The 23,260-nt window shown below is 55.8% G+C and carries 19 protein-coding genes; 16 read left to right on the plus strand and 3 right to left on the minus strand.

Features of this window, described 5'->3' with window-relative positions:
* Positions 1–29: 29 nt before the first annotated feature.
* Positions 30–827, minus strand: a complete 798-nt coding sequence (locus tag D9N14_RS14555) for an SDR family NAD(P)-dependent oxidoreductase (RefSeq protein ID WP_290580946.1) — start codon at positions 825–827, stop codon at positions 30–32.
* 339 nt (positions 828–1,166) lie between these two features.
* Here D9N14_RS14555 and D9N14_RS14560 point away from each other — a divergent pair, with 339 nt between their 5' ends.
* From D9N14_RS14560 to D9N14_RS14570, 3 genes are read left to right on the plus strand one after another with little or no spacing between them, the layout of a single operon-like run.
* Positions 1,167–2,147, plus strand: a complete 981-nt coding sequence (locus tag D9N14_RS14560; protein ID WP_290580948.1) for an enoyl-CoA hydratase/isomerase family protein — start codon at positions 1,167–1,169, stop codon at positions 2,145–2,147.
* 31 nt (positions 2,148–2,178) lie between these two features.
* Complete coding sequence (locus D9N14_RS14565; RefSeq protein ID WP_290580950.1) at positions 2,179–4,008, plus strand: hydantoinase B/oxoprolinase family protein; 1,830 nt, start codon at positions 2,179–2,181, stop codon at positions 4,006–4,008.
* On the plus strand, positions 4,005–6,080 hold the full coding sequence (locus D9N14_RS14570; protein WP_290580952.1) for a hydantoinase/oxoprolinase family protein: 2,076 nt from the start codon (positions 4,005–4,007) through the stop codon (positions 6,078–6,080). The genes D9N14_RS14565 and D9N14_RS14570 overlap by 4 nt, the downstream gene beginning before the upstream one ends.
* Positions 6,081–6,126: 46 nt before the next feature.
* Here D9N14_RS14570 and D9N14_RS14575 read toward each other — a convergent pair whose 3' ends face one another.
* Positions 6,127–7,185, minus strand: coding sequence for an AraC family transcriptional regulator (locus D9N14_RS14575; protein WP_290580954.1), 1,059 nt, complete (start codon positions 7,183–7,185; stop codon positions 6,127–6,129).
* Between the two features lie 276 nt (positions 7,186–7,461).
* Here D9N14_RS14575 and D9N14_RS14580 point away from each other — a divergent pair, with 276 nt between their 5' ends.
* The 9 genes from D9N14_RS14580 (at position 7,462) to D9N14_RS14620 (ending at position 17,968) form a co-directional block, all read left to right on the plus strand.
* Positions 7,462–8,694 carry a CaiB/BaiF CoA transferase family protein gene (locus D9N14_RS14580; RefSeq protein ID WP_290580956.1) on the plus strand — a complete coding sequence of 411 codons (1,233 nt, stop codon included), beginning with the start codon at positions 7,462–7,464 and terminating at the stop codon, positions 8,692–8,694.
* The gene (locus D9N14_RS14585) at positions 8,687–9,904 is read left to right on the plus strand and encodes a CaiB/BaiF CoA transferase family protein (protein WP_290580958.1); all 1,218 of its coding nucleotides are present in this window, start codon (positions 8,687–8,689) and stop codon (positions 9,902–9,904) included. The genes D9N14_RS14580 and D9N14_RS14585 overlap by 8 nt, the downstream gene beginning before the upstream one ends.
* Before the next feature lie 191 nt (positions 9,905–10,095).
* A complete protein-coding gene (locus D9N14_RS14590; RefSeq protein ID WP_290580960.1) occupies positions 10,096–11,178 on the plus strand; it encodes a helix-turn-helix transcriptional regulator in 1,083 nt (360 codons plus the stop codon).
* A gap of 40 nt (positions 11,179–11,218) precedes the next feature.
* Positions 11,219–12,589: a cytochrome P450 gene (locus tag D9N14_RS14595; protein ID WP_290580962.1), complete on the plus strand. Its 1,371-nt coding sequence runs from the start codon at positions 11,219–11,221 to the stop codon at positions 12,587–12,589.
* A 34-nt stretch (positions 12,590–12,623) separates the two neighbouring features.
* Positions 12,624–13,475: an SDR family oxidoreductase gene (locus D9N14_RS14600; protein WP_290580964.1), complete on the plus strand. Its 852-nt coding sequence runs from the start codon at positions 12,624–12,626 to the stop codon at positions 13,473–13,475.
* 6 nt (positions 13,476–13,481) lie between these two features.
* Positions 13,482–13,814 (plus strand): 2Fe-2S iron-sulfur cluster-binding protein, encoded by a 333-nt coding sequence (locus tag D9N14_RS14605; RefSeq protein WP_290580966.1) that lies wholly within the window; start codon positions 13,482–13,484, stop codon positions 13,812–13,814.
* Between the two features lie 32 nt (positions 13,815–13,846).
* Positions 13,847–15,601: an FAD-dependent oxidoreductase gene (locus D9N14_RS14610; protein WP_290580968.1), complete on the plus strand. Its 1,755-nt coding sequence runs from the start codon at positions 13,847–13,849 to the stop codon at positions 15,599–15,601.
* Positions 15,601–16,668, plus strand: a complete 1,068-nt coding sequence (locus tag D9N14_RS14615; RefSeq protein WP_290580971.1) for an aldo/keto reductase — start codon at positions 15,601–15,603, stop codon at positions 16,666–16,668. The genes D9N14_RS14610 and D9N14_RS14615 overlap by 1 nt, the downstream gene beginning before the upstream one ends.
* 40 nt (positions 16,669–16,708) lie before the next feature.
* Positions 16,709–17,968, plus strand: coding sequence for a hypothetical protein (locus tag D9N14_RS14620; RefSeq protein ID WP_290580972.1), 1,260 nt, complete (start codon positions 16,709–16,711; stop codon positions 17,966–17,968).
* Positions 17,969–17,977: 9 nt separating this feature from the next.
* Here D9N14_RS14620 and D9N14_RS14625 read toward each other — a convergent pair whose 3' ends face one another.
* Positions 17,978–19,147, minus strand: coding sequence for an MFS transporter (locus D9N14_RS14625; RefSeq protein WP_290580974.1), 1,170 nt, complete (start codon positions 19,145–19,147; stop codon positions 17,978–17,980).
* Between the two features lie 197 nt (positions 19,148–19,344).
* Between D9N14_RS14625 and D9N14_RS14630 the strand changes: the two genes are divergently transcribed.
* The 4 genes from D9N14_RS14630 (at position 19,345) to folE (ending at position 23,255) form a co-directional block, all read left to right on the plus strand.
* Complete coding sequence (locus tag D9N14_RS14630) at positions 19,345–20,994, plus strand: MFS transporter (protein WP_290580976.1); 1,650 nt, start codon at positions 19,345–19,347, stop codon at positions 20,992–20,994.
* A gap of 48 nt (positions 20,995–21,042) precedes the next feature.
* Complete coding sequence (locus D9N14_RS14635) at positions 21,043–22,014, plus strand: XdhC family protein (RefSeq protein ID WP_290580978.1); 972 nt, start codon at positions 21,043–21,045, stop codon at positions 22,012–22,014.
* On the plus strand, positions 22,011–22,634 hold the full coding sequence (locus tag D9N14_RS14640; protein ID WP_290580980.1) for a nucleotidyltransferase family protein: 624 nt from the start codon (positions 22,011–22,013) through the stop codon (positions 22,632–22,634). Before D9N14_RS14635 ends, D9N14_RS14640 begins: the two co-directional genes overlap by 4 nt.
* Before the next feature lie 75 nt (positions 22,635–22,709).
* On the plus strand, positions 22,710–23,255 hold the full coding sequence (gene folE, locus D9N14_RS14645; RefSeq protein WP_290580982.1) for a GTP cyclohydrolase I FolE: 546 nt from the start codon (positions 22,710–22,712) through the stop codon (positions 23,253–23,255).
* Positions 23,256–23,260: the final 5 nt, after the last annotated feature.

Raw genomic sequence — 23,260 nt, forward strand, 5'->3', positions numbered from 1 at the left:
AGCCGCTTATGCGGCTCTTTTTTCTGGTATTACTCGCCTGGCATCACCCGTTCACAGAGCAGGGCTTCCGGGGCTACGTACTTGGTGGTTGACCAGCCGCCATCTAGCGCGATGGTCTGACCGTTGATATAGCTGCCTTCCTTGGACGCCAAAAAGAACACGGTGTTGGCAACGTCGTCCACCGTACCGTCGCGGTCAAACGGGGTCAGTTCCTGATTGGTGCGTTGAAAGCCGGGAAAGTCCCAGGCCGCAGCGGTCATTTCTGTCTTAACCACACCGGGTGCCACGACGTTGGAGCGTATGCCTTTGGCGCCGTATTGCACGGCGAACGCCTGACTCATGCCAATCATGCCGGCTTTTGCGGTGCAATAGATACCACCGTCCAGGCCCCCCAACAACCCAAACACCGAGCCGATATTAATGATGGACGAACCCGGTTGCATGGCTCGTAATGCCTCCCGTCCGAAGCGGAAGGGTGCTTTCAGGCTGATGTTCAGCACTTCATCGATGGTATCATCGTCGGTCTCTCCCGGAGGTGCCCACTTGCCGGAACCGGCGTTGTTGACCAGGCAATCGAGACGGTCGAACGCGTGTAAAGCCAGATCCACCGCTCGCTTGGGGGCATCTTTATCGGTGACATCCGCCACCAGGTACTCCAGATCCGTCAGTTCGGAGAGCTCCTGCTGCAGCTGCTGCAGGCGGGGTTCCCGTCGCGCTACGGCGACGATGCGCCATCCCTCTTTGGCAAACTTGCGCGCGATGGCCTCGCCAATTCCGGAACTGGCGCCGGTAATCAGAGCCACTGGCCGTTGAGCTTGATCATTCATATTGTTATTAGCCTCCCCTGTGTACAGCCCGTTACTTAGAGCCCGTTTGCGCCGGGCCCATTCGGACATTTCTCAACATCCGGGAACGCTCCCGGAACAGTCACAACAGTGTATATCCCCGGGTATCCAGCTGACGATATAGCCAGGCCGAAGATCCGCCCGGAATACAGGCTCAGGCATTTCAGTGCGCCTGTTCAGGCTAGTGAGTGAGGTTGGGGCGCCGGCTGCGCTCATGGTAGAGACTGTGGCATGAACTGTCAGGACGCCTCCAGACCCCCATGGTACAACCTGTACTGACGATCTATCTCTGACTTCCGTTTCCAGCACAGGCGTATCTCTATGAAACAAGCTCCCGATATCAATCAGCTCAAGGAAGAGGCAAAGGAATATATCCGGTATGAGAAAGACACCGAAAACAAGATTGCCTATCTGACTTTCGACCGGCCGGACGCGCTGAACGCCACCACCACGGGTATGCGACAGTACTATGCCGACCTGGTATTCAAGGCCAACGTGGATGATGACGTTAAAGTGCTGGTGATTCGGGGGGAAGGCAAGCATTTCGGCAGCGGTGGTGATCTGCAGGAGCAGGCCGACATGTACTCCGACTCCGGCGAGGACATGTCCCTGTTGCATGAATTCGGGATCAACGACCCCGATGTCAAATATCCACCGCGGGGCTCTTACCGGTTCCTGCACAGTATGACGGATCATTATGCCAAGGCACCGGCCGGCAGCCGTCCACTGCAGGAATTCAAGAAAATCAGCATCATAGAAACCAAAGGCTACTGCTATGGATGGCACTTCTACCAGGCGGCGGATGCCGACCTGCTGATCTCGTCAGAGGACACCCTGTTCGGACATCCCTCCTTCCGTTATGCCGGCTGGGGCCCTCGCATGTGGACCTGGATCGAGCAAATCGGGCTCCGTAAGTTCTCTGAAATGCTGTTCACCGGTCGCCCGTTTACCGCAGCCGAAATGTACGAGACAAACTTCATTAACAGCGTAGTGCCGTTGGAAAAGTTGGCGGATGAGACCCGGAAATACGCCCTCGCCTGCTCCCGCAGCCGGCCCACCGATGTGGTTCAGGTACAAAAAACCTTTATTGAAATGTACAAACAGTACCGCGGCGAATACATGGGCAGCCTGTTGACCGGTTTTGTGGAAGGCATGCTGCCGATGATGACCAACGATCGACAAAATCAGGCGGGTGTGGACAGCGATACCTTCGAAAAAGGCCTCAATAACGTGGTGAAGGATATCGACATGATGTACCCGCCAGAGTGGCGGTTGGGTATGTCGAACCGTAAGAAACCCTGACTTCTGCCGCGCCATATTTAAGGATCACACCATGTCATACGAACTGAATCGGCGCCTGGCCGCCAAGCGCGAACCCCTGCCCACCGCATCCGATCTTGACCCGGTAACCGCCAGCATTATTCGTGGTGCTTTGGAAACCGTGTGCTTTGAGGCTTGTACTCATCTGGGCCGGGCCGCCTCCTCCCCTATCATCAATCAGTCCAATGAACGTAACTCGTCCATCATCGACTCCCATGGTCGCCTGGTGGTGGGATCGGTGGGCACGCCTCACCTGACGTTCGTGACGCAATTGACTGTGCGTTACGGCTTGATGCATCAGGACGATTACGACTGGGGGCCGGGCGATGTGTTCCTGGCCAACGACCCGGATCATGGGGGCGGTCATCTGCCGGACTATAACGTGTATGCGCCGGTGTTTGATGATGACGGTAGGCTGGTCATGATTCAGGCCCTGCAGGCCCATCAGGGTGACACCGGTGGCAAGGACCCAGGTGGCTTCACCCTGGAGGCCACGGACATTTTCACCGAAGGCCTGGCGATTCCCTGTCTGAAGCTGGTGCACCGAGGGGAGAAGCGTCGCGACGTCATAAACCTGATCGAACGCAACAATCGCTTTGCCACCTTTGCCGGTGACCTGGCGGCCATGATCGGCGGCGTGCAGATGGCCGTGCGCGAGCATCAGGCGCTGATCCGTAAGTACGGCACGGACAACGTACGGGCAGCACTGAACTATACGGTGGAACACACAGAGAAGCGGTTTCGTGAAGAGATTGCCGCCTGGCCGGACGGGACCTATGAGGCGGACGTTTGGGTGGACGCCGACACTCAGGGCACTCCGGATGTGAAAGTGCATGTGGCATGTGAGGTACGGGGTGACCAATTGACGGTGGACCTGACCGGAACCGACGACCGCCCCCACCTGGTGGGTGTGTGGAACACTTTTGCCAATTCCCGCGGTTATATCATGGTGCAACTGTGCAGCATGATTGATCCGGAGATTCCAAAAAACGAAGGGCTGTTCAATGCGGTGGACATTATTCTGCCGGAAGGCTGTATCGCCCATCCGCCACCGAACAAGCCGGCGGCACTGGGCTCGTTCCACCCCGCCTGTGAAATCACCGAGGCAGTGTGCATTGCCCTTTCCAACATTGTGCCGGAGCGCGCACAACCCCAGGTCTATAAGATCGGGATGCCCAACGCGGTGATCGGGTTTAACGCCAACGGCATGATGTGGATGGATCAGGGGGTGGACTCCCGTTCCATGGACGTGTCGGCAGTGAAAGGCGTGGATGGCTGGGGTTCCAGCCCGGCGTCTCTGGGCAGCTTGCTGCTGTCCATGGCCGAAGACAGTGAAGCCCGTTTTCCGGTGTTGAACATCAGCCGGGAAATGGTGACCGATGGCGGTGGTGCCGGCCAGTGGCGCGGCGCACCCGGCAGCCTGAATGTGAAAAAAGTACTGGAACCGGTATCGGCCATGGCGTGGATGGTGTCTGCCAAACATCCGTTACGAGGCATGTGTGGTGGTGAGGATGCCATTCCCTACAGTAACCGCTTTCTGGTGGGAACCGAGCAGGAATACAAAATCGAACTGGTGGAAAGTGCACAGTTACCCGAGGGTGCTGTCATGGCCTATCAGCACGGTGGTGGCGCCGGCTTCGGCCCGGCGCTTGAGCGCGACCCGGAAGCGGTGAAAGAAGATGTGCTGGACGAATACGTCAGTCTGGCAGCGGCCCGCTCCAAGTATGGTGTGGTGCTGACCGGCAGTCTGGAGGAGTATGACCTTGCCGTTGACATCGCTGCGACCCAGGCACTGAGAAATAAAATGAAAGCAGAGACCGCCGCACAGGGGGCAGCGTCATGAGTTATCGAGTAGGCATTGATATAGGCGGTACGTTCACGGATTTCGCCATGCTTAAAGGCGAAGAAATCATTCTGCACAAAAATCTCAGCACCCCGGAAGACCGCTCCATCGGTGTGATGACCGGGTTGGAAAAGCTGGCGGAAAAGGAAGGTATGACCCTGGGGGATCTGTTGGGTCAGTGTGAGAGCATCGTGCACGGCACCACCATCGCCGACAATACGCTGATTGAGATGAACGGTGCTGTTACCGGCCTGATCACCACGCAGGGCTTTCGGGATGAAATGGAGTACCGTCGGGGTTTTAAAGAGAACATTTGGGATGCCACCCTGGCGCCATTCAAGCAGATTACTCCGCGGCGACGGCGTCTGACTGTGCCGGAGCGCATGCTGTTTGATGGTTCAATCTACGAGGCGTTGGACGAACAGGCGGTGCGTGACGCCTGTCGTAAGTTGAGAAAGCAGAATGTGGAGTCCGTGGCAATTTCGCTGATTTTCTCTTTCGTCAATCCGGCCCATGAACTGCGCGTCAAACAGATTGTGGAAGAAGAGATGCCGGGTGTACATCTTTCTGTCTCTCACCAGGTGTTGCCGCGGGGGCCGGAGTATGACCGCACCAGCACCACCGTGGTCAACGCCTATGTAGGGCCGAGGGTCACCTCCTATCTGGAAAAACTGGTGACGCGCCTACAGGAGGCCGGTTACAAAAACCAATTGATGGTGATGCAGGCCAGCGGTGGTGTGATGACCCGGGAATACATTGATGGCTCACCCATTCGCGTGTTGGCCTCCGGCCCGGCAGGTGGCGTGATTGGCTCCGCGCACACGGGTGTGGCCAAAGGCTCCCCTAACCTGTTGTGCGTGGACATGGGGGGCACTTCCTATGATATGTCCATTGTGTTGGATGGAGCGGCACCGGCCACCGCTGGTTGGAACATGCATCATCGCTACCTGGTGGGTGTACCCATGGTGCAGGTGGAAACCCTGGGAGCTGGCGGCGGATCGATTTGCCATGTCAGTGGTGGTGAAATCCAGGTGGGGCCAAAATCCGCCGGCTCCGAGCCCGGTCCTATCTGTTACGGCAGGGGTGGCGTTGAACCGACCGTGACCGACGCCTTGTTGATGTTGGGGATTCTTTCTGCCGATGCTGAGTTTGCCGGCGGCAGTTTTGCCTTGCAGGAACAGGGTGTGCGTGAGGCGTTCCAGGTGTTGGGCGATCAAATGGGCTACGGCGCGGAGGATGCTGCCTTCGATTGCTGGCGCGTGGTTAACGCCAATATGATCCAGGCCATTCGTCGTACCACCGCCGGTAAGGGGATCGATCCCAAGGAGATGGTGATGTTGGCCTACGGTGGCAACGGACCCGCTTTTGCAGCGGTACACGCCGATGCACTGGGCATCAAAAAGGTTTTGGTGCCCAAGGCCTCACCTACGTTCTCGGCATTGGGGACGCTGGTGGCTAAACCCACCATCGATGAGGAGCGTTCCTGCAGTTGTTCGGTGGATGCCCCGGATCTGGAGAAAATGAGAACGCTTTGGAGCCAGTTGGAAGAGCGAGCCAATCGTTACTTCAGGGATGCGGGCTTCTCAACAGAGCAGGTTGAATACATTTATCAGATCAATATGCGTTATGCAGGGCAGAACTTTGCCGTGAGCTTTGATGTGCACCGTTGCCAGGGCGCCCAGGATTTCAGGTTTCTGGATGCTGAGTTCGGAGCGCGGGCACTGGAAGCGTTCAATGCCCGCCACATGCAGGAATTTGAACATATTCGTGAAGCGGAATTGCCAGAGATCATCGGCGTTCGCCTGATCACGGCGGTGGATACACCGGCACCACCGGTGGGTAGAGGTTGTTCCGCTCCACGGATGGCTGCTGCGTCCGTCAAACGGCGGCGGGCCAATCTGGGTGAAGGCTACATGGATATCGAAATCTATGCGGGCAACGCGTTGTTACCAGGTTATGAGGTTACCGGACCGGCGATCATTGAAGAAACCTTTACCACCATTGTGGTGTACCCAGGGTGGAAGGTACAGGTTGATGATTCCGGCGACTATGAGATGCAGAAAACCCAATAAACGGTAACAGGCCCCGAGTACGGGGCCTTGGGTCAAAATGCCTTGATTAGTTGACCAATGATTTCTGTCGGTATTGTTTTGGTGTCACGCCGGTCCAGCGTTTGAAAGCACGGCCGAAACTGGATTGTTCTGAATAACCGAGGTTGGCGGCCACATCGTCCAGGGAAATCTGGTGTTGGCGTAAATACCCCTGGGCCAAGGCAATTCGTTGTTCCTCCAGAATATCGGAGAAGCTCAGGTTCGCTTCGCTCAGTTTTGCCTGCAGTGTACGCACCGAAATGTCCATCTTCGCGGCACAGCGTTCAATGGTGCATTGGCCTTCCGGCAGTGATGATCGTATGTAGTCCTGCACCCGGTCCACCAATGTGGTGCGGGCGGCTTCTTTTACTTTACTGAGATAGCCTCCCAGAAGTTTGAACAACAACCGATTGGCACTGCTGATGCGCTGGTCCAGATAAGCCGAGGGGAATGCAATGACGTTTTCTGTGGTGCGCCCGTTAAAGCGGCACCCAAGTTGATGTTCAAGCTCATCAATATCACGATGGCGGGTATCCACCGCCAGGTTGACGTAATTGGGGCGGAAGTTCTTACCGCCCAATTGACGCAGCAGTTTCAGGTTCAGCAAGGCGGCTTGGTAGTTAGCCTGTTTGTTCTCCCCCAGATCCGTGCGTACACCCCAACGCAACATGGCCAATTCTTCGTTGACCACTAATTCCTGCATAGCCGCAGGCGAATGGGTGACGGGAATAAACTTGATCAGGCAATGAATGGCTTCGCGCATGGTGGAAGACGCCCGACACAGTGCGGTAACGCAGCCGTACACGTCGGGCTCCTGCACCTGTGCCAGGCGCAGGCCGAACAAGGGATCGTTGAACTGGCTGCTGCAGTCCTCCAGCAGGTCCACGTAGGACTGGCAATCGATGTAATGGTCGGGATCGCGCAGACTGTAGGGATCAATTTCATGACGTTCCAGCAATCGGTTGGGGTCTGCTCCCAGATTGCGGGCCAGAACGGGAAAAGCGCCCAGATTGGCAACCCGCATCTGACGCTCCGATGGCATGACTTCCAGTGGGCCGTCCAAGCTAAAAAAAGCGTTTTCATTCATGAGCCGTCACCTTTTGTTAGTGTTTTATTAGGTTTGACTGTGGGGCCGCGCCAACTGTTCATCGAATCTCACCTTCTGTCAGGAAACGATACCCTGCCTGTGAAAACCTAGAATTCAGGGCGATGCTGTTGCCAAGTGTCAGGGGTGAAAATCAGGCCCGCAATTCATTATCCTACTGTACAACAGTGGTGTTGTACACAGAAAGTGAAACAGAGCCTGGTGGTTGTCTCTAACCTATTGAATAAATGAATAAAAATATGAACCACAGAGGACTCTATGGCGGCCTTGAGCGGTGTAAAAATACTGGAATTGGCGGAAAGTGTCAGTGGTGAATACTGCGGCAAGCTGCTGGCGGATTTCGGCGCTGAAGTCATCAAAATCGAAACTCCCGGGGTGGGCAGCCCTACCCGTCGCATGGGGCCGTTCAAGGTGCAGCCTGCGTCTGCTCCAGGCAGTAAGACAAGTGATGCCAGGAATGTGGATGTTGAAAGCAGTGGATTGTTTGCGTACCTGAACACTGGCAAGCAGTCCATCGAGTTGGATTTGCTGCAGAACAAATCCATCCTCTCACGGCTGCTGTCCCAGGTCGATGCAGTGATTGATGACCATTCCCTGGAATGGCTGAGTGCGTTGGGTTTGCACGCCACCCAACAGCAACACATGCATTCCGGCTTGGTGGTGTGTTCTATTTCGAATTTCGGATTGGAGCCACCCCAGGATCGATTGCATGCTGAAGACCTGAATGTATTCCATAGTAGCGGATGGGGTTTCCATACCCCCACTGGCGGCGACCCTGCCCTGCCCCCTTTGAATGGTGCCGGACGTTTCCTTCCCAGTTACGAAGCGGGGCTTGAGGCCGCGCTCTGTATCAGTGCCGCGTTGCTCGCTCAGCGCCAGACCGGTGAAGGCCAGTTCATTGAAATTTCAAAGCAGGAGGTGCTGGCGTCGCGGGTGGATTATGTGTTGGCGCAGATGGTGGGCGGCGACATGAACGTGAGCCAGTGCCGCTCGGCGTTCGACCTGTCTGGCCCCGCCGGAATTTTTCCCTGTGAAGATGGTTTTGTATATATCTGGTTGTCGGCCCCGGCCCACTGGCAGGGGTTACGTCAGCTGCTGGGAGACCCTGCCTGGATGCACGAGTTTCCCGAGAATTGGTTGGAAAAGGCGTGCACACCAGAGCGCGTCGCTACCTGCCGTCGGCATTTGGTACAGTGGTTAAAAACCCAAGGTAAACAACAAGCGGCCGAACAGGCGCAGAAGCTGGGTGTAACGTTGGTTGCCGTGAACAACGCGGCGGACCTGGTGAATTCGCCGCAATACCAGTTCCGGGAGTTCTTCGTTGGATTGGAGCACCCGGTCCTCGGCAACTTGAAATACCCCACCGTTCCATACCGCATGAGTGAAACCCCGGCGAAACCCTTGAGCCCGGCACCGCTGCTGGGGCAACGCCAGACGCTCGAATGGCAACAACCCCAAACACAACCGGCGCAGGTGAAACACAATGACTAAACGACATCGTGGTGGCCCTTTGCAGGGTGTTCGGGTGGTGGAGCTGACCAAAGTCTGGGCTGGCCCCTATACCGGCAAACTGTTGGCGTTCCTGGGTGCAGAAGTGATCCGCGTGGAAAGCGAAAAGTCGCTGGATGTAACTCGGGTGTATGGTGTCTCAGACATCAACAATGCCCCGGGATTCAAAGCGGTGAACCCGGAAAAGCTTAGCGTGCAGATTGATATGAAATCTGATGAGGGGATTCGGCTGTTGCTGGACCTGGTGCAGAAATCCGATGTTCTGATCGAGAATCTGCGACCCGGTGCCGTGCAGCGCCTGGGATTGGATTACAAGACAATAAAAGCGGTTAAACCGGATATTGTCTACACCTCAATGGGCATGTACGGCAATGAGGGCCCATTAAGTTATCAGACCGGTTATGCCCCCTGTTTTGCTGCCTTGGGGGGGATCAGCGCATTGGTGGGCTACGAAGGCGAGCCCCCGGCCGGCATGAATGTTCGTTATGCCGATTCCACCTTCGGTGCCGCTGCTGCGCTGGCCACTGTTGCCGCACTCTACCATCGCAATGAAACCGGGCGCGGCCAGTATGTGGACGTATCTGCGGTGGAGGCCATGAGCAGCATGATCGGCGATGCGCTGATGAGCTTTACCCTGAACGGAGAGATCGCAACCAGTACCGGTAACCGCCATCCCGAGATGGCACCCCACGGGGTCTATCCCTGTCTGGATAACGAGTGGATCTGCATAGCCGTGCGCGACGATAGGGCCTGGAACACGCTGGCACAGCAGTTGACTGCGGCACCGAGCACCGGCGCAGAGGTCAACCTGAGTCGGTTTACCACCCTGCCCCAACGCAAGGCGAATGAGGACGCTCTGGATCATTGCCTGGCAAGCTGGACCCAAAGCCAGAGGGCGGATGAGCTGGTGGAAAAACTACAGCAGTTAGGGATTGCCGCCACCAAAAGCCTGAATTCCATTGAATTGATTTCTGATGTCCATCTTTGGGCCAGGGAGTTCTATCGTGAAGTCCATGGCCCGGACGGCCAGTCGCAAACAATTGTGGGGCCCGGCTGGAAGATGAGTCGAGGCGCAACCATCGAGAATGCAGCGCCAAATTTGGGGCAACACAATGATTATATCTTCGGGGAGGTGCTTGGCCTCACTGAGGCAGAACGCCGGGCGCTCGATGGGAGCGGTGTTATCCGGTGAGCGGTGGCGATGGAATGGTGACGGACTTGTCCCTGCACGAAATGTACATGAAATATCGTTGACTGGAGAGAGTTGCCGGCAAGGGCCGGATATAGTCAAAGTCAGGTTGTAATCAGGCTGCCATCCGGTGGCAAAGAGAGAGACAGGTTCTGGCCGAGCATTTGGGCCTCGCCTGGTCCGGGAGAGCTCAAATGACAGAAAAACTATTCGCATTTGATGAGCGCAACTATCACGAATGCCAGTCCACTTTCCGTGGTGAGAACAACCAGGAGTATTACCTGGGAGAATACAGCATCGATGGTGGGTCAAAAATTGATGTGCGGGCCGATAAGAAAGCGGTGGGGGCCTACTCCATCATCCGTCTGCAATCACGCACCAACCTGTCCTTTCGTCGCACCTGGTCCCATATCCGGGAGGATGCCACCGATGTCACGGTACTCTGGTTTGTAAAGCGAGGCAGCCTCTATATCAACCACCAGGCGGGCACCAGTATAGCCCATGCCGGGGATTTTCTGGTGACCAAATCCATGGCACCGTTTTCCATGGAGTGTCGAACCGATGATCAGGACTTGCACGAAGTTCTGCACATTGTCGTTCCCTCCCATATCTTCCGAAAATTTGTGTCAGCGGAAATCAACGCCGGGTTTTGCACGTCTGCCAAGAAGCGCGAATTCCGTATCGCCGAAGCCATGTTGACGGAAGTCTATGACGATTCAGAGGAGTTGTCCGAGCGAGTTGAACACATTCTGGTGGACAACGCCCTGGCAGTACTGGCTGAACGCCTGAAAAACTGTGAGGATTCCCTGCACGAGCGCCAATCACTGTCGCAGAAGCGGCGCCAGGATGTTCTGCGTTTCATTGAGATTCACCTGTCGGACCCCAAACTCAGCGCAGAAATGGTGGCGCAGGCCTGTGGTATCTCTCGTCGCTATTTGTCGCACCTCATGCGCCAGCACGGCACGTCGTTTCCGACCCTGATCTGGGATTGGCGGCTGAAGACGGCCCACGAATGGCTGTCTTCCAGTATGGCCGATGACATCTCAATTTCAGAAGTGGCATTTCGAATCGGGTTCAAAAGCCCTGCCCATTTCAGCCGTCTGTTTAAACGTGTGTATAAGGTCAGCCCCCGCGAGTACCGCAACAACCGGCTTGCCCAACGCGATGCGATGAAGTCCGAGGATGCCCAATCCAAAGACGCCAAGACCATGGAAACCAAGTCCATCAAATCAATGTCCCCAAAATATTACGGTGCGGGTTCCAGCTCGTTGCAGTAACCGGCATTGCGTAGCCATTCAAGAATAGTGAGAGGATAAAATGTCCAGCAGTGAAAATACGACCCAAGGCAGTGGTTGCCCGGCACACCTGGAAGCTATGGCACTCGGCGATATGTCGCTGACTGATCCGGTAATCCAGGCTCATCCGCAGGCATTTTACACCAAGCTGCGTAACGAAGATCCGGTGCATTATGATGAAAAACTGGGTATGTGGCTGGTGTCCCGGTATGACGATATCGTCACCCTGCTCCGTGATCCGAAAACGTTTTCCGACAAGCAGGGCTACGAAGCTCAGTATGCCAGTGGCTTCTTCGAGGAGTTCAAGCAGATCCTGATAGAGCAAGGTGGCGGGTTTTTCCCGGATGTCATTAAGAGTGATCCACCGGAACACACCCGAATTCGAAAATTGATGGACGGTGCATTCAGTGCCCATCGGGTAAAAACCCTGGAGCCTGTAATTACCCGCATCATCGCCGACCTGGTGGACCAGATGGCAGACAAAGCAGACCATGGTACGGTGATCGATGGGGTCAAGGATTTTGCGATCCCGCTCACCATTGCGGTGATCTGTGAACAGTTGGGCATCAATCAATACGACGGTAACAAGATCTCAGAATGGTCCGAAGCCATTACCGCCCAGATCGGGCGCATGCAGAACCGCGAAGACATGGTCAAGAATGCCCTCAAGGTGTGTGAGCTGCAGAACTTCATCATACAGCAGATGCGGGATCGTGAAGCAGAACCCAAGGAAGACATGATTTCGGACCTGGTTCATGCCCGTACCGAGGACGGTGGAAAGCTTGAATTCGGTGAGGCGGTATCGCTGGTGCGGGCCCTGATCATCGCCGGTAACGACACTACTGCAACCGCCATAGGCAATCTGCTCTTCATTCTGGCAACCCAGCCCCAGGTAGCACATCAACTCTATGACAATGTGGAAGACGAGCGCTTCCTGACCCGATTTGTGGAGGAGCTATTGCGCTTTGCCCCCCCGGTTCGTGGTCTGGCCAAGATGGCGACCTGTGACACTGAGTTGGGCAGTGTGAAACTGCCGAAGGGCGCCCACATGCTGGTGCTGTACGGTTCCGGTAATGATGATGAGTCCCACTTCAATTGCCCGCGCACGTTTGATGTATCCCGCGGCAACACCGGCACCCATGTGGCATTCGGTGTCGGAATTCATCGTTGCATCGGTGCCTCCCTGGCTCGAATGGAAATCAAGGTGGCCGCCAGGGAGTTGATTAAGCGGGTCAGTGACATCACGTTGGCAATTCCGGCGGAGGATGTCACGTATCAGAAAACGGTGGCCACCCATTCCATTTCCTCCCTGCCGATTACCCTCAAGAAGCGGCCTGCCGCGAAGGGCGCCGCTGGAAGAATTGACGCGACTTCCGCTCCGGTGGTGTCCTGATGAGTAAGCGTTTTGCCATCACCTGGAGGCTGATATGAAACAGGATCTGCAAGGAAAAGTCGCCATCGTAACCGGCGGTGCTGGCGGGATCGGGCGTGCTACCGTGGAGGCCTTTGTGCGCGAAGGGGCCAAGGTGGTTATCGCTGACGTCAATGACGAGCAAGGCGAACAGTTGGTGCAGGCACTGGGGGATGCAGCATTTTATCGTAAAGTTGATGTTTCCAGTCCAGAACAGATGCAGGCGCTGGTGGATTTCACCGTGGAGCATTTTGGCGGTCTGGACATCATGTTCAACAACGCGGGCATCTCCGGTGCGCAGTATCCGCGCTTTCTGGATGACGATCTGGCTGACTTCGATAAAGTGGTAGGAATCAACCTGTTGGGTGTTATGGCGGGCAGTCGCAGTGCGGGGCGCTACATGTCCAGGCACGGGGGTGGCGTGATCATCAATAACGCATCCATTGCCGGCATCCTGCCCGGGCAGGCACTTATGACGTACCGGGCGACCAAGGCGGCAGTGATTATGTTCAGCAAATCACTGGCCATTGATCTGGCGGAATACGGCATTCGAGTGAATTGCCTGGCACCCGGGCATATCCGGACCAGCCTGACGGCGTTTTCCATGCCTGGTATGACCGACGATCAGATAGAACGAGTGAAGCAGGCCATATCCCCCGCTTTCGATTCGAATCAACCGTTAAAAAGGCACGGTAAACCCGCAGATGTCGCAGAAACAGTGCTGTTTCTGGTGAGTGATCGTGCTGCCCAGATTACGGGCGTTGTATTGCCAATTGATGGCGGCATCACAGCCGGTGACCCGGTTAATCACCTGCGGGAAATTATGGATGCACGGGCACAGGCGTTGGCAGAAATCAGTAAGGAGTAACCTGTAGTGAGTGAGATTACCATTACCTTTGTCGAAATCGGCGGAACAGAAAAAGTGATTACGGACGCCGGGGTCGGCGAGAACATCATGCAGGTCGCTACGGCCAATGAGGTGGCCGGGATCCTGGGTGAGTGTGGCGGCGGATGTGCCTGTGGCACCTGCCACATCTACGTTGATCCGGATTGGGAGTCTGTTGTTGGCGGCCCCAATGACGTGGAGGATATGACCCTGGATATGGTCTTTGAAACCCGAAAGCCCAACAGCCGTTTATGCTGTCAGATTGAGCTGGCGGAAAATATGGACGGATTACGGGTCACGGTCGCACCGGAATCACTGTAAGGCCTGCCTTCAAGAACATACGGAGAAATGTCATGAGCGCGATTGAAACCTATGATGTGATCGTTGTGGGTTCCGGCGCAGCAGGGGCTGTGGCTGCCCTGCGGGCGGTTGAATTGGGGCTTTCGGTACTGATCGTGGAAAAGGCCCATAAATACGGTGGCACCTCTGCCACCTCGGGCGGGGTTATGTGGATTCCCAATAATCAACTGACGCCCAATGACGACAGCAAAGATAAAACCTTCACTTACCTCAACAGCCTGTTACGCAGTGAGGTACAGCAGAATCGCCTGGAAGCCTATGTGGACCAGGCGCCAAAGATGGCCCGGTTCCTGACCTCGGTTGGCATTCCTCTGATGCAGGCGGCCTGGCCAGACTACTTCCAAACGGCGCCGGAGGCCCGTGCTGACCGTTCAGTGTTGTGCGATACCTTTGACGGCCGGCTGTTGGATGATCGACATTTTGTCGGCATGCGGGAACAGTACAACCGCTTCAAGATATTCCGTCGCTATGCCATGGACATTGCCGAGTTCTTTGCCATCTCAACCCGTGCACCGGGCTGGATAAAGGTTTTTCTGAAAATGCTCTGGCGCTATTGGTCGGATATCAATACACGCTTGCTGAGCAGTCGGGATCGACGCTTTACCCAGGGGGCCGCCTTGATGGGACATCTGTACAAGCAGGTGTTGGATCGAGGTGTGGAGGTGCGAACCGAGACCGCATTGCGGGAATTGGTTATGGATGGGGACCGCGTCAGCGGTGTATTGGTGCAGACCTTCGGCCGTGAATACAGCCTTAAAGCCCGTCATGGCGTGGTTCTGGCGGCCGGGGGATTTGAATGGAACCAGGAACTCCGGGAACGCTTTTTCCAGGTTCCCGGACTGACCCGCCACAGCAGTTCGCCAGAGGATGCCAACCGGGGCGAGGCCCTGATTGCGGGCATGAACATTGGGGCCGCCACTGAACACACCGAAGCTGGCTGGTGGATTCCTACTATGCACAAGCCCATGGACAGCGCCTCCAACTTCGACGAGATCCATCAGGCCGCCTTCGACGTGGGGCGCCCCCACAGTGTTTGCGTCAACCGCAATGGCCATCGCTTTGTGAACGAAGCCTGCAGTTATGACGAGTTCGGAATTGCAATGGTGGAGGATCAACTCAAGACCGGCGCCAATACCCCCTGCTGGCTGGTGTTCGATGCCAATTTTCGCAAAAAATTCACTGCCGGCGGCTTTTTGCCAAGCATGATTATGCCGGATTGGCGTATTCCTGCGGATTGTTGGGATCATTACCTGTTCAAAGCGGAATCCATCGACGAACTGGCATCGAAAATTCAAATTTCCGCCAGTGAATTGCGGACGACCGTGGGCAACATGAATGAGTACGCCCGCACCGGTACGGATGCCGAGTTCGCCCGCGGCAGCAATGCCTATGACCAAATGTTTGGCGATGCCAGTGTAGCCCCCAATCCCTGCTTGGGACCAATCGATACCCCGCCCTACTATGCTGTCCCCATCAACCTGGGAGATCTGGGCACCAAGGGTGGATTGAAAGCCAATGCCCAGGCACAGGTAGTGGATGGCCAAAACAAGCCCATCCCCGGGCTGTACGCAGCGGGGAACAATTCCGGCAACCCCTTTGGCAACCTCTACCCCGGTGCCGGCGGTACCATCGGGCCAGCGGCAACCTTTGGCTTCGTGGCGGCCAATCATATGGCCGCTGCAGCCGGCGTGAAGGTGGAGTCCGATTCATCGGCTACCCTAAGTGCCTCTGCGCAGGCCGTGGCGTGATGCCTGACTCCACCTCACAACTGGATCACTACCGGCTGTTGGGGCGCTCCGGTTTGCGAATTTCGCCTCTGACCTTGGGAACCATGACCTTCGGTATGCCGGGCTGGGGAACGGAGCTCAGTGAGGCAGATAAAATGTTGGGCCACTTTATTGAGCTGGGCGGCAATAGCCTGGATACCGCAAACTATTACGCCAATGGGGAATCCGAGCGCATACTGGGGCGGCTGATGGCTGAGCGGCGCCAGCAACTGGTGGTTGCGACCAAATACAGCCTGACCATGAAAAAAGGCGACCCCAACGCCAGCGGCAATCATCGCAAAAACATGATTCAGTCCGTTGAGGCCAGCCTGCAGAGATTGAATACGGATTACATTGATCTATTCTACCTGCATCTGTGGGATAACCTCACACCGGTTGAAGAGATCCTGCGGGCGTTTGATGATTTGGTTCGCGCCGGAAAAATCCTCTATGTGGGCATATCGGACACCCCGGCCTGGCAGGTGTCGCGCCTGCAGACCCTGGCCCAGTTGCGGGGGTGGTCACCATTGGTGGCTTTGCAGATTCCTTATAATCTCACTGAGCGTACGGTGGAGCGGGAGTTCATGAGTATGGCGACCGAGATGGGGTTAGGCGTGTTGCCCTGGTCTCCCCTCGCCGGCGGCGTGTTATCCGGAAAGTACCGCCGCGACGATCTGAGCTTGAAGCCTTCAGCACTGGATTCTCGCAAGAATATTAATCTGGCTACGGGGCGCCTTACCGAACAGGCGTTGGATATTGCCGAAGTCGTCGCTGCGGTCGCCCATGATCTGGACAGCACTTCTTCACAGATTGCGTTGGCCTGGACCCTGCAGAACCCCTCAGTAACTTCGCCTATTATCGGGGCGCGGACCTTTGACCAGTTGGCTGAGAACCTCAAGGCACTTACCATTCAATTCAGCGATGAACACCTCCGGCAACTGCAACAGGTCAGTGATATTGAGACCTGCTTTCCCCACAACCTGATTGACTCACCCACGTCTCACATGATGCTGGGGCAATGCACGATCGCCAGGCGGCGTTATTGTTGACCTGATGCCCGCTTTCCGCCAGAACAACACGGTCGATTGGGTGACGGGTGATACCTATGGGCTGGATATACCCGCTCACCCGGACGCACTATTGAAAAGTGGAGCGGCGTTTCTGAATCGTGCGTTTCAGCATGCAGCTTCAATCCATGCGACCGGCAACGCCTCGCGCTCAATCGAAAGCATATTAGACAGCCAGATCATCCATGCCGGTAGCACCGGAACCAAATTACTGTTAACCGTTGAGATAGCAGCCGCGACTTCGCGCAAGAAGCAACGCCTGTTTGTGAAGTTCTCCCGGGATTTCAGCAATGAGATCCGTGATGCTTCCCGGCAACAGATGGCATTGGAAATTCGATTTGCTCAATTATCCCAGTTACCGCAGTTCCCCATCGTGGTACCCACTTGCTACTTTGCGGATTTCCAGCACCGCACCGGTACCGGGCTTATGATCACGGAGTGTATTCCCTACGGAGAGGGTGACGTGGAACCCCAACGCCCCAAGGCCATGGATTATCGACTGGGTGACAGTCTTCCCTACTACCGGGCGTTGATTCGTAATCTGGCAAGGCTGGCTGCCGCCAGCAAAAATGGCTCGCTACGGGATGAAGTTGAACGCCAATTTCCTTTCCAACCGGAACAGCTGGATGTAGGCCCCAGACGCGCCCTGCAGCCAGGCCAGCTGGAACAAAACGTCGATCGTTACGCGCAGTTTTGCAAAACCTATCCAGGCTTGATTCCAGCGCATCTGCGCAGTGCGGAATTTCTTGCTCGGTTCAGACGGCAGGCATGTCAGTTCCAACACCATCAACCGCATATTCACGCCCTATTGCAAAGTGAACCGGACATGATCGCACTCTGTCATTGGAATGCTCATGTGGATAACGCCTGGTTCTGGCGTGAGCCCAGCGGCGCGCTGGAATGCGGACTGTTGGATTGGGGTAATGTCAGCCAGATGAATGTCGCAATGGCTCTGTGGGGCTGCTTGAGTGGTGCGGAACTGGACCTCTGGAATGAACATCTAGACGGCCTGCTGCACCTGTTCATAGCGACGTATCAGGCGGGCTGTGGTGTTCAACTAGACATTGAACAGTTGAAACGGCACTTGAACCTTTATATGGGCTCAATGGGGTTGAGCTGGCTGTTGCGAGGCCCAATCAGGACATTGTCCGGTCTCGAGGGGCTCAACGCCGCAAGTACCCGAACTGACCCAATCATTGAGCGTAATGAACCCGCTCGGTCTCAATTGCACCTTATGCAGGTGTTTTTGAACCACTGGAGCCACAGTGATATGGCAGTGTGATTATGGATATCAGCTTGCAACTGTCGAAGCTGTGGCCGATTCGGTCTGCGCTGGCCGGTGAGCCCCCAGTCGCAGCAAGTTAATGCCACCGAAGAACACCAGGGTACCCCCAAGTAACAGGAACGCGGTGAAACTGTCTGTTTTCGCCAGCATAAAACTCAACAACCCGGACCCCAATCCAATGGCCAGTCCCACCGCCGTGGTCAACAATCCCATCACCGTACTGTAAATCGCCATGGGAAAGTATTCCGCGGTGACGTAAGCAAGAATATCCGCCTCCGCTCCAAACGACAGACCGATCAATACGATGGCAATACCGAGTAGTAACAGGGTTTCTGTGCCTGTGGCCAGAATAAAACAACCCAGGCACGGCAGGCCCATGCCAATGGCGGCCACAATGTGGGTCTGCCATTTATCCAGGGCAACACCGGCGATCAACCGGCCGATGATGACCCCCACCGCAAACACCGACACCATGTACCCTGCCGCCACATCTGACACATTGTGATCGGCGAGCACAATTTTGAGTTGTGAAGTGGCAAGGGCGTGAGTGAGACTGCACAGGAACGAGCTGATGGCAATGATGCGAAAGGCAGGGCTTTTGAAAATCATGGGATAGTCTTTGCGGGCACTTTGTCTGGCCGCATTTTGTCGCCGTTCCGGGGCACGCTTGGGCAGCAGTATCAGGGCCAGAATGCCCAAAACCCCGGAAAACACCGCCATGGCGTGAAAACCGGAACGCCAACCGTACAGGTCCACATACCCGGTCAACAGTGGACTGGCGACCGCCCCGGTCACGGCGGGCCCCGCCGCACAAACCGCCAGGGCCAGGCCCCGTTGGCGGGTAAAGCGTTCCGCCACCACTCGGCAATACACCGTCGCAGTGGTGGATGCGCAGAATATCACCTGCATAAAGTGAATGGCGTACAGAACTTTCACATCACCCGTCAACAGGCTCATCAGGATAAAACTGATGGGATAGGCGACGATACCGAACACGGCAACGGTGCGTACACCGAACAAGTCCGCCATACGACCGATAAACGGAATCCAGAAGACCGTGATGATGGAAATGGCCCCGTTGAGGGCGTACTCAGATTTGGTCCAATCAAATGCTTGCAGCAAATAGGGACCAAATATATTGTTGACGTAGGCATTCAGTCCAAGCCCAGCACTCATGCCGGATGTTGCTGCCAGGAGGGCCGTCCATCCGGATCGAAATTCACCACTTTTGGATTTCATCGTTGTTTGCCAGAACCTAATCTCGTTATTCTTATAATGTTCAATATATTGAATGTGGTTGCCTGGGGCGCCCGAATACTGGATAATCTATTAAACACCATTGTTGTATAATAATAAACGGTCTGGGTCGATCTTTGAGTAATAAGAACGTCGGTGCGTTTACGCCCTTAAAGCATAAGAACTTTCGTAATATCTGGTCCGCCAGTGTATTTGCGTATTTTGGGCATTTGATACTGGGGGTTGGGGTGGCCTGGGAAATGGCCCGTATCACCGACTCCCCCTCCATGGTGGCTCTCACCCAAACCGCGTTGATGGCGCCCTACATGCTCGTGGCCATTGTGGCCGGTGCGGTGGCGGATATGTTTGACCGCAGGTTAATTACCCTGTGCTCCCTGGCTTTTGCCATCATCACTTCCATTACTCTGACCTCCCTGGCGTTTCTCGGGTACACCACCCCCTGGATGCTGTTGCTGTTTACGGTCATGATCGGATGCGGGGTCGCGTTTTATGCGCCTTCCTGGCAGGCATCGATTCCGGAGCAGGTCCCCCCGGACCAGTTACCCGCGGCCATCGGCCTGGGTTCTGTGGCTTACAATGCGGCGCGCAGTGTTGGCCCCGCTTTGGGTGGCATCATCGTGATGGCTTTTGGGGCCAACTACGCCTTCATCGTCAACTCAATCTTTTACATTCCATTATTCATCACATTCTATTTATGGCGCAGGAACGTTGCCCCTTCCCGTCTGCCGCCAGAAGGCTTTCGACGGGCAGTGATTTCCGGCCTGCGCTATGCGCAACACTCCTCTCCCATCAAGCGGGCGTTACTGCGCTCATTCAGTGTTTGTATTTGTATCGCTTCCGCCAATGCATTGGCCCCCCTGATTGCCCGGGATGTGCTGGGTGGTGGCGCCGACATGTATGGATTATTGCTGGGGGTCAGCGGTGTGGGGGCGGTGACCGCCGGGTTGGCGGTGAGCCACATTCGTGCCCTCACCCACACTGAGCGCACACTGAAAATTCTGGCGTTGATAGGATCTGGGTCATTGTTGGTGGTGGGGCTCAGCCAGTTTCTGGTGCTCACCTGCCTGGCATTGTTCGTGGCCAGCGGGGCCAGCATTCTGGTGGTGTCATTGTTGAATATATCGGTACAACTCTCCACACCCCGCTGGGTGATCGCGCGGGCGTTGTCCATGTTTCAGACCTGCACGGCCGGCGGCATTGCCATTGGCTCCTGGGTTTGGGGGCTGGTGGCGTCGGACTATTCGGTGCAGCAGGCTATGATGCTTTCCGCCCTGGCCTTGCTGCTGACCATCCTGATTGGTTGGTTGTTACCCGTACCGAAGGATGCCGATGAAGACATAGAGCAAATTGAACTGTCCAATGAACCGAACGTGGCGCTGGATCTGACCATGCGCTCCGGCCCCATTGTATTGGAGATCGATTACGACATTGCGCCGGAGCAGGCCCGCCAGTTCTACAACGCCATGCTTCACATGCAGAAAGTCCGGCTGCGCAACGGGGCCTATGATTGGTCGCTGGCACGGGACATCGAAAACCCCGATCTCTGGACGGAGCGCTTTCATTGCCCAACCTGGGGCGACTATCTCAGAATGCGTTCCCGCTACACGCAGATCGACCTGGCCACTCATGGTGAGGTTAAAATATTCAATCGGTTCACTGGGCCAACGCACGTGCGGCGCAAGCTGGAACGGCCCATCGGCTCGGTGCGTTGGCAGGCGGAATCGCCGGACACCAAACAGGAAACGCTGGATTACACGGGGCCTTAACCAGTATGCACAAACTACCCCATAGTTTAACCACAGACAGGGTTTACCATGCACAGTCTTGATCATCAGGTGCTGGCAACGCTGCAAGGCTGGATTGCCGACGGGCATTGCGCCTGGTTGTGTACCATTGTGGCGACTCATGGCTCTTCTCCCCGCCCGGCCGGTTCGTTAATGGCCTGCAACCAAAATGGTCAGGTGGTGGGTGCACTGTCTGGTGGCTGTGTGGAGGATGATCTGGTGGCCAAGCTGCTTTCCGGTGGCACTGAAGGGTTCCCGACTCTGGTGGAGTACGGACTCAATGCTGAGGAAAATGCCCGCCTTGGCCTCCCCTGCGGTGGCTACCTGACAGTACTGGTGGAAAAACTGGATGTCTCTAATCTGAATTTACTGCGTGCGGTGAATGACAGGCTTGAGCGGCGCGCCTGCATCGAACGATCCGTTGATTTGGAGACGGGTGTGTCCAGCCTGCGGCAAGTGACGAATTTTAAACCCTTCTATCTATCGGAAGAAAAGTGGGTGCAGGTTTACGGCCCCCGTTACACCCTGTTGCTGGTGGGTGCAGGCCAAATTGCGGGCTGCCTGACGCAGATGGGGAGCTTGATGGACTATCGGGTGGTGGTGACCGATCCGCGCGCCGACAAATTGGACGATTTCCAGACTCATATCATTGGCCCTGAGCAAGCCTGTGAGTGTGTGTTGGGGATGCCGGACGACGTCGTGAGGCAATATGGGAGCGATCCATTCAGCATTGTGATCACCCTGACCCATGACCCCCGTATCGACGATATGGCTTTGATGGAGGCGCTGACCCGGGACAACCTCTATGTGGGTGCGCTTGGTTCCTTACGTACCACGGAACAGCGTATTGCAAGACTGCGGCAGCTGGACGTGACCGAGGCACAGTTGCAACGCCTGCATGCACCTGTGGGGTTGTCAATTGGCAGTAAAACCGCCCCGGAAATTGCGGTGTCCGTGCTGGCGGAGTTGACCCAGTTGCGACGCAAGCGGGAACGATCATGAGTAGCCTTGCACGCATAGGAACCATCGTTCTGGCCGCGGGATACTCTCGCCGCTTTGGCTCAGATAAGCGCTTGGCCCTGTTAAATGGGAAGCCGCTGCTGTTACACACGCTTACCAGCTTAGCGGTGATTCCCGGCCCCAAGCTGGTGGTCGCCAGTGATGATCTGCCCATGGAAATCCAGTCTGCTGTACGCGCCGATGCAGAGCTTCTGTTGCTCCCCAGGCAGACTCAGAATGAACACGGATTAGGAATGGGTGACAGTCTGGCGGCCGCTATAAAATCGGCATCAAAACAGCAGTGGCAGGCTGCCCTGGTGGCACTGGCAGACATGCCCGGCATCCGCCAGGACACCATTCAAAGCCTTATCCAGGCCCTCGTAGAACGGCAACAACAGGGTGAACCGGTTGTTCCGGTATATGAAGGTGGATGGGGGCATCCGGTGGGCTTTCAACAAGCACAGTTTTCCCAACTATCCCAATTGCAGGGTGACCAGGGTGGGCGCGCTATCTTGAAACGCTGCCAGCCCATCGAGGTGCAGGTGGATGATCCAGCGGTGCTCAGTGACATCGATACTCCGGACGATCTCCAGCAGTTTCTAATCAACAGCAGTGTGTTATAGTAGCGAGTCCATCCTATCCGCAGCCTGCATTAGTCCACGCTAAAATCCAGATCAGCAGTAAAAGAGACCTGAACAATGAAAGAAAATTTTGCCGCCATCATCACCGCCATCGGAGAAGACCTTACCCGTCCTGGTCTGGAAAAGACCCCGGAGCGGGCCGCCAAGGCGTTTGAATATCTGACCCGTGGTTACCATCAACAGCTGGACGACGTCATCAACAATGCGTTGTTCCCTTCCGACGCCAGTGAGATGGTGGTAGTGAAAGATATCGAGCTGTATTCCATGTGTGAACACCACCTGCTGCCCTTTATTGGTCGTGCCCACGTGGCGTACATTCCATCCGGCAAAGTGCTGGGTTTATCCAAAGTGGCGCGTATAGTGGATATGTACGCCCGTCGTCTGCAAATCCAGGAACAGCTCACCACTCAGATTGCCGAGACCATTCAGGACGTGGTGGGTGCTGCCGGTGTGGGTGTGGTGGTTGAAGCCCAGCACATGTGTATGATGATGCGGGGCGTGGAAAAACAGAACTCGGTGATGAAAACCTCCGCCATGCTCGGAACCTTCCGGGATAACCAAGCCACCCGCTACGAGTTTTTGTCGCTGATCAATGCCCGTTAGGGGCA

The sequence above is a fragment of the Ketobacter sp. genome, assembly GCF_003671495.1.
In the GTDB taxonomy this organism is placed as follows: domain Bacteria; phylum Pseudomonadota; class Gammaproteobacteria; order Pseudomonadales; family Ketobacteraceae; genus Ketobacter.

Bases quoted from the DNA above. Each gene is read 5' to 3' on its own strand.
- D9N14_RS14555 (WP_290580946.1), bottom strand. From the start codon at position 827: ATGAATGATCAAGCTCAACGGCCAGTGGCTCTGATTACCGGCGCCAGT.
- D9N14_RS14560 (WP_290580948.1), top strand. From the start codon at position 1,167: ATGAAACAAGCTCCCGATATCAATCAGCTCAAGGAAGAGGCAAAGGAA.
- D9N14_RS14565 (WP_290580950.1), top strand. From the start codon at position 2,179: ATGTCATACGAACTGAATCGGCGCCTGGCCGCCAAGCGCGAACCCCTG.
- D9N14_RS14570 (WP_290580952.1), top strand. From the start codon at position 4,005: ATGAGTTATCGAGTAGGCATTGATATAGGCGGTACGTTCACGGATTTC.
- D9N14_RS14575 (WP_290580954.1), bottom strand. From the start codon at position 7,185: ATGAATGAAAACGCTTTTTTTAGCTTGGACGGCCCACTGGAAGTCATG.
- D9N14_RS14580 (WP_290580956.1), top strand. From the start codon at position 7,462: ATGGCGGCCTTGAGCGGTGTAAAAATACTGGAATTGGCGGAAAGTGTC.
- D9N14_RS14585 (WP_290580958.1), top strand. From the start codon at position 8,687: ATGACTAAACGACATCGTGGTGGCCCTTTGCAGGGTGTTCGGGTGGTG.
- D9N14_RS14590 (WP_290580960.1), top strand. From the start codon at position 10,096: ATGACAGAAAAACTATTCGCATTTGATGAGCGCAACTATCACGAATGC.
- D9N14_RS14595 (WP_290580962.1), top strand. From the start codon at position 11,219: ATGTCCAGCAGTGAAAATACGACCCAAGGCAGTGGTTGCCCGGCACAC.
- D9N14_RS14600 (WP_290580964.1), top strand. From the start codon at position 12,624: ATGAAACAGGATCTGCAAGGAAAAGTCGCCATCGTAACCGGCGGTGCT.
- D9N14_RS14610 (WP_290580968.1), top strand. From the start codon at position 13,847: ATGAGCGCGATTGAAACCTATGATGTGATCGTTGTGGGTTCCGGCGCA.
- D9N14_RS14615 (WP_290580971.1), top strand. From the start codon at position 15,601: ATGCCTGACTCCACCTCACAACTGGATCACTACCGGCTGTTGGGGCGC.
- D9N14_RS14625 (WP_290580974.1), bottom strand. From the start codon at position 19,147: ATGAGTGCTGGGCTTGGACTGAATGCCTACGTCAACAATATATTTGGT.
- D9N14_RS14635 (WP_290580978.1), top strand. From the start codon at position 21,043: ATGCACAGTCTTGATCATCAGGTGCTGGCAACGCTGCAAGGCTGGATT.
- D9N14_RS14640 (WP_290580980.1), top strand. From the start codon at position 22,011: ATGAGTAGCCTTGCACGCATAGGAACCATCGTTCTGGCCGCGGGATAC.
- folE (WP_290580982.1), top strand. From the start codon at position 22,710: ATGAAAGAAAATTTTGCCGCCATCATCACCGCCATCGGAGAAGACCTT.